The sequence below is a fragment of the Tenacibaculum sp. Mcav3-52 genome (assembly GCF_022347665.1).
Lineage (GTDB): Bacteria > Bacteroidota > Bacteroidia > Flavobacteriales > Flavobacteriaceae > Polaribacter > Polaribacter mesophilus.
Window position 1 is genome coordinate 73161 of sequence record NZ_JAKRGE010000007.1, and the last position, 12790, is coordinate 85950.

Genomic DNA, 12790 nt, shown 5'->3' on the forward strand with positions numbered 1-12790 from the left:
TATTTATTAAATTTTGTTAATTTTTGTTGTGAAAAGCTATCTAACCGAAAGGTTGGGTGGCTTTTCTAGTTAAAAAAAGGTTTAGTTAATGAGTTTTTCAGCCAAATACTTAGAGGTGTATGATTCTTTATTTTTAGCTAATTCTTCAGGGGTGCCTGCAAAGATTAAGTTTCCACCTTTTTTTCCACCCTCTAAACCAAGATCAATAATATAATCAGCGCATTTAATCAATTCGATATTATGTTCAATAACAATAATTGAGTGTCCTCTTTCAATTAACGCATTAAAAGAAGCTAATAACTTTTTAATATCATGAAAGTGTAATCCAGTAGTAGGTTCATCAAAAATAAATAAAGCTTTGTCTTTAGTATTTCCTTTTACTAAGAAAGAAGCTAGTTTTATACGCTGTGCTTCACCACCAGAAAGGGTAGAAGATGATTGTCCTAACTGTACATACCCTAATCCAACATCTTGTAAAGGTTTTAATTTTTTAGCTATTTTGGTTTGTTTGTGTTCTGTAAAAAAAGCAACAGCATCATCAATCGTCATGTTTAAAATATCATCAATCGATTTTCCTTCAAAAGTTACTTCTAGCACTTCTTTTTTAAAGCGTTTACCACCACAAGCTTCACATTCTAAATGTACATCAGCCATAAACTGCATTTCAATAGTAACTTCTCCTTCACCTTTACAAACTTCACATCGACCACCATCTACATTAAAAGAAAAATGTTTAGGTTGGTAATTTCTTATTTTAGATAGTTTTTGAGACGAAAGTAGCTTGCGAATATCATCATACGCTTTTATATACGTTACAGGGTTAGAGCGTGAAGAACGGCCAATAGGATTTTGATCGATAAACTCTACATGTTTTAACAAATCAAAACTCCCAGTGACATCCGTGTGTTGTCCTAATTTTTCACCATATCCAACCAGTTTCTTCTGCATAGCAGGATATAGGATTTTTTTAACTAAGGTACTTTTACCACTACCAGAAACTCCAGTAATAACGGTTAAGTTGTTAAGCGGAAAAGAAACATCAATGTTCTTTAAGTTATTTTCACGAGCCCCAATAATATCAATAGAATTTTTTGATGTTCTTCTACTTGTAGGAATCTCAATTTTTAACTCTTCTGATAAATATTTAGCTGTAAGCGATTCGGATTGTAGAATATCTTTAAAAGTTCCTTCGGCAACAACATTTCCACCATAAGTCCCTGCTTCTGGGCCAATATCAATAATATAATCGGCCTCTTTCATAATGTCTTCATCATGTTCAACTACAATAACGGTATTACCTAAATCACGTAGGTTTTTTAACACGCCAATGAGCCTTTCCGTGTCCTTTGGGTGTAATCCAATACTTGGTTCATCTAAAATATACATAGAACCTACTAATGAACTTCCTAGCGAAGTAGCTAAATTAATTCGTTGACTTTCTCCACCAGATAATGTATTAGATGTTCTGTTTAATGTTAGATAGCTTAAACCAACATTTGTTAAAAACAGGAGACGATTGTTAATTTCGGTAAGTAAACGTTTACCAATTTTTTCTTCGTATTTGTTTAATTCAATATTATTAAAGAACATCGCTAATTCATCTAGAGGTAGGGTTACTAATTCATCAATAGTTTTACCGTATACCTGAACGTAGTTGGCTTCTTTACGTAAACGTTTTCCGTTACATTCAGTACATTTTGTTTTTCCGCGGTAACGAGAAAGCATTACACGGTTTTGGATTTTATAGCTTTTCTCTTCTAATTTTTTGAATAAATGATTAATCCCTTTAAATTTTTTTGTTCCATTCCAAACCAAGTCTTTTTGTTCATCAGTAAGTTCAAACCATGGTTTATGAATAGAAATCCCGAATGCTGAAGCATTTAGAATTAAATCATTTTTATATTTTTTGTAACTATCTGTTTTAAAAGGGAAAATAGCATCTTCGTAGATAGATAATCCTGTGTTAGGAATTACTAAATCTTCATCAATACCAATTACATCTCCGTAACCTTCACAGGTTGGACAAGCTCCGTATGGGTTATTAAAACTAAATAAATGAGTGTTAGGCTCTAAGAATGAAATTCCGTCTAATTCAAATTTATTACTGAATTCAACAGTACTATTATCTGATAGGTTTTCGATATAGCAAATACCTTTTCCCTCAAAAAAAGCCGTTTGTACAGCATCTCCCAAACGGTTGTAAAAGTCTTCTTCGTCTTTTACAACAATTCTATCAACAACTAATTGTAATTCATTTCCCTTAAAATCTTTTACAGGAAACTCATCAATTCTGTATACGGTATCTTGATATTTTAAACGAGCATATCCTTGCTGTGTTAGTACTTGTAAAACAGTTTTTATATCTCTGTCTTTATTAATATGTATAGGAGCAAGTAATAATAACTTTGAACGTTCCTCAAAATTTTTTACATGATTGATAACATCAGAAACTGTATGTTTTTTTACTTCATTACCCGAAATAGGAGAGAAGGTTTTACCAATACGAGCAAATAATAATTTAATATAATCGTATATCTCTGTAGATGTACCAACTGTTGAACGTGGATTAGTAGCGTTAACTTTTTGCTCAATAGCAATGGCAGGAGCAATTCCTTTAATGTAATCAACTTTTGGTTTGTGTAGTTTTCCTAAAAACTGACGAGCATACGAACTTAAACTTTCTACATAACGGCGTTGTCCTTCAGCATACAAAGTATCAAAAGCTAGAGAAGATTTACCTGAACCAGAAAGTCCAGTAATAACTACTAATTTATTACGAGGAATAACTACATCAATGTTTTTCAAATTGTGCAGTTTAGCTCCTTTTATTATAATATTTTCTTTTGGATTAACAGTTGAAATATCAGTCTTCATATACTCGAAAAATAAGCGATAAAAATACAATTTTCTATGTTAGAAATAAAACAAGAAGAAGTTCATTTTTAAACAGAAAAAGAGCTCTTTTTAAGAGCTCTAATCCTTTTAACTTTTATGATTTGAATAAAAAAACTAAACAAGTATAGTTTCTGATACAAATGGATCAATCGTTTCTTTAAAGTTTTCATTTTGTAAGCCAGTTAGCTCATGGTTAATAAATATATTGTCTCTCTCTGAAACGACTACTAATTTAGAAACATTTGAAGGGAATAAATCCATTTGTTTTAAATCAACTTCAATACTACTCATTGTTCTAGCATTTGTGAAATAATATGTACGTTCATTATGACTTGAAATAGATGTCCATAAAGTTTGTGCGATGTTTGGATAGTTGTTTAAAGTTGATTTGAAATTAACAGGTACAGAAGCATTCATTACTACAGATTGAGATTGGGTTAATGAATCTGCTGTACTTGTAGCTTCATATAAATGATTTAGATAATAAGAAGCTCGAGCAAATCTATCAGATGGAAAAGGTCCTCCAGGTAAAGTATTACTTGGAAAATTATTTTCATTGTTCCATTGCCATCTCCAGAATTGGTTTAATTCAATTTGTTTTGCATATGATGGTTCGTTGGTCATAACCCTGAAATTTTTATTATTGTAAATGATAAATTCTCCGTTATGAATTTCGATAATAGCAGATTTCCCAAGTATATCAGATACCGATAAATGCAGTGAAGCCTCTTTAGTAGAACCAGGAACTTTTCCTCCAATTAACTGAATTTGAGTTTCGGCTTCTTTGCTAAACTTAGCAATTACTTCAGAAACAGAACAACAAGTATCCAATACAAATTGTACCCATCTTAATACATCCAATTTTTTACAAGAACTTCCATCTGCTCTATGATATGTAGCGTTACTATCATATAAAAGATTTGCAACAAGCCCTTCAGAATTTATTCCGTCAGATGCACCAAATGGAGCTTCCGTACCTACCATGGTAACAATACTATTATATCTTGGAGTCCAGGTTAAAGAATGTTCATTTTCAGGTGTTGTTCCTGATTTTATGATATCCTCATTAGAATCTACTTTAAAAGCAAAAATAGTAGTTGGCATTTGGGTTGCCCAGTCCATATTTCTGGCTGTAGTTAAATATTTTTTATTGTAATTGTTGAATACTCTAGTACACATAGTTTAAGATTTTTTAGATGATAAAATGTGCTAATTCAGGATTAGCTTTATTAGAAGCCTCTTTAGGGTTCTCTTCTATAACCGTAAAAGGTTTTCCGTCAAAAAGATTCGCATATAGAGCTGTTGACTCCGCATCTTCACTAGTAGATAAAGCTTTTCCTGTTTCTTTACTAGCTAATACCATTCTTAAGATACCGTTTTTTAATGTCCATGCGCAAATACTAGATGAACTTACAGATAAGAATGGCTTAACCACTTGTACTCTAGAGGTAGTTGCTTTTACGTCCATATAGCTGTCTTTTGTATCGGCAACTTTGTAATAAAAGGAGTCAGATGATTTTTTGTAGTTTTCTAGTTCAAAAACTACAGCTTCTTCTTTTGATCCATTACTATAGAAGATGTCTTTTTTTAATTTAACATACCCAAAGTCTTTTCCGTCTTGTTCTAATTTTAATATAATTCTTTTGTTCATTTTAATATAAGTTTATAGTTAGTCCCTACTCATATGGCTTTTCGGGGGCGCCTCGTTTTTATAGTAGTTTCTGAACTCTACGTTTGGTTAATTTGAAAACTTAGATAGCGCTATAGTTGTTTTCTGATGTGAAATTACTTTTAAACTAGCCAGGTAATGAGTTGAATGTTGTGAATGAGTAATTATATGTTGTGAAATAGATTCAATAAATCAAGAATGTATTTTAAACAAAAAAGACTACCTCATTTGGCAGTCTCTTATTGTTCTAATATGATAACTTAATAGTCTATCTTTGAATAGAAGCTGAAAATGATAAAATTGGTGTAATACCACTTGTATCACAAGGACTTTGATTTTGAATTCTTACAATATTAGGGACGTCTTGTGCGGGAACTATAACCGAACGGGAATTTCCTTTTGATAAGCTACCAGAAGCTATTACATGGCCTGTTTGGTTATTATAAATAGCGTATTTAATAGAATCATAACTAGGATTAGTTAGTGCTATAAAAATGGCGCTTCTAGGATCAGATGCAATAGCAGGAGCTGCACTTGAACAATTGATATTTCCTGAAATTACAGATGAAGATTTTATTTCTAAAAAATCTGTTGTTAATACTTGATTACTCATAATTTTAATATTTAAAGTTTAGTTACCTACTCATATGGCTTTTCGGGGTGACGCCTCGTTTTTATAGTAGTCTCTGAACTCTACTTGATTATTGTAGAAAACATCTGATAGCGCTATTTTTTGTTATCTGATATAAAACTACTTGTTAAAAGGCTTGTAGATAAGATAAATGTTGTGGGGGAGTAATTTTATGTAGTGAATAGAGAATAAATGGGTATAGAAAGAAGTAGAAAAGGGTATTATGTGTTTTTAGAAACAGTAAGAATAGTTGTTATTTTAAAATGGAAAAATTATTGATAAGGTCTTTGTATTTATCACTATAATATACAAGATGTTGGTTTTTTAGAAGTAAAGAGTTTTTTGAGGTAGTTATTTCTTCAATAGCTTCTGTGTTTACAATATACTTTCGATGAACTTGTTTAAAAAGTTTATCGTCAAGGTAGCAGTTAACCTTACTCAACGATATTTGAATTACAAATTTTTCTTGTTCAGCAACAATGTTACAATACCTGTTTTCTACTTCAATATAAATAATGGTAGAGATATCTACTTTTTTTAAAACACCTCTTTTTTTAATGAATAAATACTGATTACTTATTACTGTATCTTGATCATTACTAGCGTAAACATTAGACTGATTGTAAAATTTTTCGATAGCCATTTCAATGCTGTATAGTAGTTCTAATTCATTAAAAGGTTTTAGTAAAAAGCGAAAAGGCTTGGTGAGTTTGGCACGTTCAAAAATTTGTCGATCTTTAGAAGAGGTTAAAAAAACAAAAGGCTTCAAAGAGTTAGGAATTGTAGATATGGTTTCGGCAAAAGTAATTCCCTCAGGGTTTTCTCTTAAAAAGATATCGATAATTACTAAATCTACCGCTAATTTGTAAAATAGAGAAATAGCTTCTCTGTATGTACTAGCAATTCCTACTACATTAAATTCTTTTTGAGTTAACATAGTGTTTAATTCAGAAGCAATTTCTTGATCGTCTTCAATAATTAAAATGTTTATTCTATCCATTTATTATGGTTTTTTAAAACGTAATAATACTTGAGTTCCTTTACCTTCAGTACTTTTAATAGTAAATGTAGCGTTGTTTTTTTGAGCTAACGTTTTGCATAATTGTATTCCTAACCCAGTGCCAATTTCTTGTTGATTCCTTTTTTTGTTTAGTAAAGAAGTTTCTTTGAGTAGGTTATTTACTATTGTTTTATTCATTCCAATACCATTGTCTTTAATAGTAAATTGAATAAGATTATCCACTTCTTTTGAGTGTACTGATATTATTCCGTTATTATGAGAAAACTTAATAGCATTGTCTAATAAATTTCTAATGATTATTTTTAGAGAGTCAATGTCAGCAAAAATAAAAGTAGCTGTAGGAATTTGATTTTGAAATGAGATATTTTTACTTTTAAAAAGAGGAATGAAATTATATTCTACTTGTTTTACAATAGAATGTAAGTCGACAGATTCTTGATGAAAATACAATTGCTTTGTTTGTAATGTAGCCCAGTTTAGCAAGTTTTCAAGAAGGTTGTAAGTAGTATTGGCAGTAGTGATATTAGAAAGAACAATATTACTTAAAAGAGAATCTTTTAAAGGAGTGATTTTTTTGAAAAGATTGATATTGGTTCTTTTTATTAAATCTACAGAAGAGCGTAAGTCATGACTCACAATAGAAAACAATTTGTCTTTTGTTATATTTAAAAGATTTAATTCTTCTTTTTGACGTGTAATTATTTGATGATTTTTGTTTTTTTGGATATAAAAGTAAACGCTGATAATTAGTAAAAAAAGTAGAAGAAAAGATGAAATTAACAAGTTGTTTCTCTGACTCTCTTTTAATTTATTTTGAGAAGCCAATAAATCAATTTCTTTTTGCTTTTGATTAATAGCTAACTTTTTTTCAAACTGAGCAACCGACCATATTTTTTGTTGATTGGTAAGTGAATCTTTCCATTTTTCAAATTCTTTTCTGTATGCTAAGGATTTGGCAAAGTTCTTTCGGTTTTCTTCAACTACAGACATATTTAAAGCAGCTTTCCTTTTTATCTCAAAATCAGAAACTTTATTTGATAATTCATAAGCTTTTTCAAAATAAGGTATGGCTATATTGTCTTTGTACTGTGTGTAATATACATTGGCAAGATCCATATATGAACCAATTAAACGCAAAGTATCTTTGTTTTTCTCTTGTAGTTGAGTACTTTTTAAAAGTAAAGAAGTGGCTTTTTCATAATCTGAAAGATGAAAATAAGCAATACCAATATCGTGAATAACAGAACTTTTATTGTAGTTAATTATATTAGAGTCTGTTATATTATTTAGTTGTTCAAAGTAAGAAATAGCTTCTTTATAAGAGCCTTTTTCTAAAGCAATGCCACCTAAGTTTCGTATTATTTTATAATAAAAAGGGAAGTTAGTAGTTACTTTTTCATATTCTTTTAAGCTTTCTTTATATATTTTTTTCTTCATAAAACTATATCCACGCATATAATGGATATAGTTATTAACATTTTGTTGTTTGTTAAATAATAAAGCTTTAGAAGAGAAAACAAGAACAGAATCCCATTCTTTTTTTAAAAAGAAATGGGAAGACTTAATAAAATTATTTTCTCTTAATCCAAGCTTATTAATTTCCTTTTTGAAAAAGTAAAATTGATCCTTATTCTTTTCCTGAGGAAAAATAAAAGAGTACAAAAACAACAACGTTATAAACAAAAACGTTTTGTTACATTTCATATGTAAATTTATTAACTAGTTAGTCAGTTGTTTGCACCGTTGTTTCAGTTCCTCTAGAAGTTTTAGGGTCGATATTCCAAATAAAAGCTTGAATAACCTTTATGTCGCTTAAGCTAATATGAGAAGGAAAATCACTAGTACTATTTGTAGTAAAATTTACAGTATAAGCTCTATATTCATTTGGGCTTGGGTAGTCTCTTAAAATCTTAGCTTGTTCTTGGCTACAAGATAAAAATAACTGTAATTTACAATTACCAAAGTTGCTAATAGAGAATAGTTGATGAACATTTACAAATGATAGTTTTTCTTGTGAGTCTACAAAAAATAAAACCTTAACGTTTATGGCTGTTTTTGTAGCGTTAAATTTAGCTTCTACTAAAGAAGGTAAAGGTTGTTTAAAATTATTTTCAAAGGTAATATGACCAGTAGCTAAAATGTTTTTTTCTTGAACTTTTAGAATTAGTTCTCCAGGTGGATAAATGATTAACTCAGGTGAGTTTATATTATTGTTCATAGTTTCGGGGGTAATTTATGGTTAAACTTACTATAAATATAAATAGTTTAAGTGATAAGTAAAGTAATATAGATGAATTATTCGTGCTATTTTTAGAGTAGTTTTACTATTTATGGTAAATTTTTAAGACATTTTTTGTATTTATTAATAAAAAATTTAATATTTGTAACTCATTATTAATCAATAAATAATAGCTTATAGTAAAATAATTACTTTTATAACTTAATATCCCCTAACAAAAAGAGTACTAGTTAGTTGCTCTTAAAAAAAAAGTAATTATTATGCAGCACATTGTAGATGATAGTGTATTAGTAAAGAACTATATAAATGGTAATGAATATGCCATAGAATTATTGATTAAACGCCACCAGCAACGTCTTTATAGCTTTATTTATAGTAAAGTACAAAATAGAGATACTACAGAAGATATTTTTCAAGACACCTTTATAAAGGTTATAAGAACGCTAAAAAAAGGAAATTATAACGAAGAAGGTAAATTTTTACCATGGGTAATGCGTATTGCTCATAATTTAATTATTGATTTTTTTAGAAAAAACAATCGCATGCCTACGTTTAATAATACAGAAGAGTTTGATATTTTTTCGGTATTAAGTGATGGAACTTTGAATGCAGAAGGAAAAATAATAAAAGAACAAATATTAAATGATGTTAAAGAATTAGTTGAAGAGTTGCCCGAAGAACAAAAAGAGGTTTTAAAAATGCGTATTTATAACGATATGAGTTTCAATGAAATATCAGAGAATACTGGCGTTAGTATAAATACAGCACTTGGTAGGATGCGTTATGCTTTAATTAATTTGAGAAAAATAATTGAAAAAAATAAAATTATCTTAGTTAGTTAAACAATATTTTAAAAAAAGCATCGTTAAATCATTGATAATAAGTATTAATAAGGGAATATATGATGCAAGTTTACTCTAAGAAGTCTCCTGACTTTAAAATGGAACCTAAACAAGAAACAGTTCAATATTTGATTAATTTTTCCAAATCGCTAACAGTAGTTAAAACAAAATCAAACTATCTCATTGAATTGAATTTGAATTAAGAGTGGGAAAAGCTTCAACAAGGTTGGGGCTTTTTTTATGCTTTCTTTTTATTATAATCGTCTATTACCGATTTTCTTCCAACTGTCTTAGTGATAATATCATTTTCTAGCTTCCAACCTCGAGCAGGAGAATATTCACGTCCATAATAAATAATTTGTAAGTGTAATTTATTCCATAATTCTTTAGGGAATAAACGTTTTGCATCTTTTTCAGTTTGTGCAACACTTTTTCCGTTAGATAAATTCCAACGATACATTAATCTATGAATATGGGTATCTACAGGAAAAGCAGGAATATCAAAAGCTTGCGACATTACCACACTAGCAGTTTTATGCCCTACAGCTGGTAATTCCTCCAAGGCATCCATATCAACAGGAACTTCACCATTATGTTTTTCAATTAAAATTTTCGATAAACCGTGAATTCCTTTTGATTTCATAGGAGACAAGCCAACTGGTTTGATAATCTCTCTAATTTCATCAACAGTAAGCTTTACCATGTCGTACGGATTATCAGCTCTTTCAAATAATAAAGGAGTAATGATGTTTACACGTGCATCGGTGCTTTGAGCAGACATCAATACAGCAATCAACAAGGTGTAGGGGTCTTTATGGTCTAAAGGGATGGGAGTTTCAGGATATAATTCTTCTAAAGTATCTATAACAAACTGGACTTTTTCTGCTTTCGTCATTGCTTTATAAAATTTGAAAAAATCAAAGGTACAAAGAAGCTTCGTATGTTTTATGGATAATCAAAATCAACTTTGTAACTTTGACGTAATAACTTTGAAGCAAAACAATATGACAACATTAAAAATAGGAGATAAGGCACCAAATTTTGAATCGGTAGACGAAAAAGGAAATACTGTAAAGCTTTCTGATTATACAGGGAAAAAACTAGTATTGTTCTTTTATCCGAAAGCAAGCACACCTGGTTGTACAGCTGAAGCTTGTGACTTACGTGATAATTACAAAACGTTTTTAGCAAAAGGCTATGATGTTTTAGGGGTGAGTGCAGACTCAGCAAGACGTCAGCAAAACTTTATCAATAAAAATGAATTACCTTTTCCTTTATTAGCAGACGAAAGTAAAGATGTAATCAACGCTTTTGGTGTTTGGGGACCTAAAAAGTTTATGGGAAGAGAATATGATGGAATTCACCGTACTACTTTTGTAATTGATGAGAAAGGAGTAATTGAAGATGTAATTACGAAAGTAAAAACAAAGGAACACGCAAATCAGATATTAAAATAATGGTATATCTATTTAATAAAAGAAAAAAGTCGAGTATTTACTCGACTTTTATTTTTTGTGGACTTACCCTAAATTCTTCTGTAGGTTTTATTACTTCTGTAGCGGAGGCAAGTTCTTTTTGTAATTCTCTACTTGTTTTAGTGCTACCATCATGACTCCATACTGGAGGCATAAACACGTATTTTAGTCGTGTTGTAAAAGGTAAACTCTTTTTTCGTTTAAAGAAGTCGTTAAAAATTTCTTTCCATTCATGGAAGATAATGTTAATAGGTCCCTTGTCTTCTAATGGTTTGGTCAAACCATAACGTAATTTTTCATATTCAGTTTCATCCTCTTCAGCTTGAAAAGTTCCAAAAATACGATCCCAAATAATCAATACCATTCCCATATTTTTATCTAAATACTTAGTATTAGAGGCATGATGGACTCTATGGTGAGATGGAGTAACAAAAATGTATCCCCACCAACCTAATTTACTTTTAATAAAATTAGTATGACATAATGTTCCGTAGTTTTGATTCATGGCATATGCAAACATAATATGCAAGGGCATAACACCTAGAAAAGCTAACGGTAAAAAGAACATATACCTAAACAAAGGCTGTAAAACTGGAGATCTAAAACCAGTTGAAATGTTGTAAAATTCAGAGTTGTGATGTGTTACGTGTACAGCCCAGAAAAATCGTGAATGATGATCTACATAATGGTGTATATAATACAAAAAGTCTTGACCAATAAAAGCTAATAACCAATATGCCCATGACATGTTACCTTCCCAGTCGATAATTCTGTATTGATAACAAAACCCCATAATGGCAAAAGAAACAACCTTCATTAGTAAATCTAAGCTAAAGTTAACTAAAGCAAAGTAAACATTAGTAGCTGTGTCTTTAAAATCGTAGTTTTTAGCTTTAGCTCTATAACTAAAGTACATTTCAATTAAAATTACTGAAATGAAGAAAGGAGCACTCCAGTAGTATAATATATCTTGATTGAATATGTTGCTCATGCTATTTTTTTAGATTGCAAAAATATTTAATTTTAATCAATTTAACTGTTAAAATTTATAGTCTTTCCACGATCCAGTTTTTAAAACTATAGAAGTTTTGAGGAGCAACTCCGTGACCTACGGGGTATTCTGAATATTCATTTTTTAACTTTAAGTCTTTCAGTATAATAGGAGCTTTACGTGCCCAATCTATAGGAAGGACTTGATCTACAGTTCCGTGAGAAATATAATAATCTGTTGTAATAGAGTTGTCTATTTCAGTAGGTAATAACTCTTCGTTAATATAACCGCTTAAAGCAACTACATGTTGTACTTTGTTAGGGTATTTAAAACTTAGCGCATAACTTAAAATAGCTCCTTGGCTAAATCCTAATAAAAATGTTTTATCAGGGTTGGTATTGTATTTCTGTTTGATTTCGTCTATAAAAGAAGCAATCTTATCAACTGATTCAGCTGCTTGTTTTAAATCAGAAAATTTACCGTTAACTGAATCAAAATTTATAGCATACCAAGCATAACCACCATAACCCATATCATGAGGAGCTCTAGCACTTACAATTAATAAATCGTCTGGTAATTCTTCTGCAAATGAAAATAAATCTTGTTCGTTGCTACCATATCCGTGTAATAAAATTAATAATGGAGGGTTAGCATTTGAGGTTTTAGGTTCTCTTACAATATATTGTAAACTCATGTATTAAATTCCTTTAAATAGGTTTTGAAATTGCTCTCCAACAACTGGTACAAGCTTTTTTTCTCCTTTTAAAACAGCTAAAAGGCTAATTAACCAAAGTACAAATAGTAGCACGCCAACAATCCAACCAGCATTACTACCTAAATATTTATAAACAACCCAGCCGTTTAAAAGCTGAAGAACATTTAAACCAAGCATTTGCCTAATGTAAAAACTAGCAAAAGCATTTTTTTTGTTCATGTTTAAAACGAAAGCTATGATAAGTCCTATAATTGTGAAGTGGCTAATAATTGCTTCAGTTTTTCCTTCGTTTACTGTTAGATTTTCCATGAT

General features: G+C 30.1%; 13 protein-coding genes. 2 read left to right on the forward strand and 11 right to left on the reverse strand.

What is annotated here, in order from left to right:
• Nucleotides 1-81: 81 nt before the first annotated feature.
• The 7 genes from uvrA to MHM83_RS15080 all read right to left on the reverse strand — a co-directional run bounded on the left by uvrA (nucleotide 82) and on the right by MHM83_RS15080 (nucleotide 8434).
• On the reverse strand, nucleotides 82-2874 hold the full coding sequence (gene uvrA / locus MHM83_RS15050) for an excinuclease ABC subunit UvrA (protein ID WP_239180640.1): 2793 nt from the start codon (nucleotides 2872-2874) through the stop codon (nucleotides 82-84).
• A gap of 135 nt (nucleotides 2875-3009) precedes the next feature.
• Nucleotides 3010-4074: a linear amide C-N hydrolase gene (locus tag MHM83_RS15055; protein WP_239180642.1), complete on the reverse strand. Its 1065-nt coding sequence runs from the start codon at nucleotides 4072-4074 to the stop codon at nucleotides 3010-3012.
• A 13-nt stretch (nucleotides 4075-4087) separates the two neighbouring features.
• Nucleotides 4088-4546: a hypothetical protein gene (locus MHM83_RS15060; protein ID WP_239180644.1), complete on the reverse strand. Its 459-nt coding sequence runs from the start codon at nucleotides 4544-4546 to the stop codon at nucleotides 4088-4090.
• A gap of 286 nt (nucleotides 4547-4832) precedes the next feature.
• A complete protein-coding gene (locus tag MHM83_RS15065; protein ID WP_239180646.1) occupies nucleotides 4833-5177 on the reverse strand; it encodes a hypothetical protein in 345 nt (114 codons plus the stop codon).
• A gap of 271 nt (nucleotides 5178-5448) precedes the next feature.
• Nucleotides 5449-6195 carry a LytR/AlgR family response regulator transcription factor gene (locus tag MHM83_RS15070; protein ID WP_239180648.1) on the reverse strand — a complete coding sequence of 249 codons (747 nt, stop codon included), beginning with the start codon at nucleotides 6193-6195 and terminating at the stop codon, nucleotides 5449-5451.
• Between the two features lie 3 nt (nucleotides 6196-6198).
• Nucleotides 6199-7653 carry a tetratricopeptide repeat-containing sensor histidine kinase gene (locus MHM83_RS15075; RefSeq protein ID WP_239180650.1) on the reverse strand — a complete coding sequence of 485 codons (1455 nt, stop codon included), beginning with the start codon at nucleotides 7651-7653 and terminating at the stop codon, nucleotides 6199-6201.
• Between the two features lie 286 nt (nucleotides 7654-7939).
• Nucleotides 7940-8434, reverse strand: coding sequence for a hypothetical protein (locus MHM83_RS15080; RefSeq protein ID WP_239180652.1), 495 nt, complete (start codon nucleotides 8432-8434; stop codon nucleotides 7940-7942).
• Between the two features lie 281 nt (nucleotides 8435-8715).
• On the opposite strand from MHM83_RS15080, the gene MHM83_RS15085 reads away from it, so the two are divergent.
• Nucleotides 8716-9297 carry an RNA polymerase sigma factor gene (locus tag MHM83_RS15085; protein WP_173360714.1) on the forward strand — a complete coding sequence of 194 codons (582 nt, stop codon included), beginning with the start codon at nucleotides 8716-8718 and terminating at the stop codon, nucleotides 9295-9297.
• 238 nt (nucleotides 9298-9535) lie between these two features.
• On the opposite strand, the gene MHM83_RS15090 is transcribed toward MHM83_RS15085, so the two are convergent.
• On the reverse strand, nucleotides 9536-10192 hold the full coding sequence (locus MHM83_RS15090) for an endonuclease III domain-containing protein (RefSeq protein ID WP_239180654.1): 657 nt from the start codon (nucleotides 10190-10192) through the stop codon (nucleotides 9536-9538).
• Between the two features lie 109 nt (nucleotides 10193-10301).
• Between MHM83_RS15090 and bcp the strand changes: the two genes are divergently transcribed.
• Nucleotides 10302-10754: a thioredoxin-dependent thiol peroxidase gene (bcp, locus tag MHM83_RS15095; protein WP_047789216.1), complete on the forward strand. Its 453-nt coding sequence runs from the start codon at nucleotides 10302-10304 to the stop codon at nucleotides 10752-10754.
• Nucleotides 10755-10791: 37 nt separating this feature from the next.
• On the opposite strand, the gene MHM83_RS15100 is transcribed toward bcp, so the two are convergent.
• The 3 genes from MHM83_RS15100 to MHM83_RS15110 are packed head-to-tail and all read right to left on the reverse strand — an operon-like array spanning nucleotide 10792 to nucleotide 12787.
• Nucleotides 10792-11763, reverse strand: a complete 972-nt coding sequence (locus MHM83_RS15100; RefSeq protein ID WP_239180656.1) for a sterol desaturase family protein — start codon at nucleotides 11761-11763, stop codon at nucleotides 10792-10794.
• 55 nt (nucleotides 11764-11818) lie between these two features.
• On the reverse strand, nucleotides 11819-12457 hold the full coding sequence (locus MHM83_RS15105) for an alpha/beta hydrolase (RefSeq protein WP_239180658.1): 639 nt from the start codon (nucleotides 12455-12457) through the stop codon (nucleotides 11819-11821).
• A 3-nt stretch (nucleotides 12458-12460) separates the two neighbouring features.
• On the reverse strand, nucleotides 12461-12787 hold the full coding sequence (locus tag MHM83_RS15110; RefSeq protein ID WP_239180660.1) for a hypothetical protein: 327 nt from the start codon (nucleotides 12785-12787) through the stop codon (nucleotides 12461-12463).
• Between the last annotated feature and the right edge of the window lie 3 nt (nucleotides 12788-12790).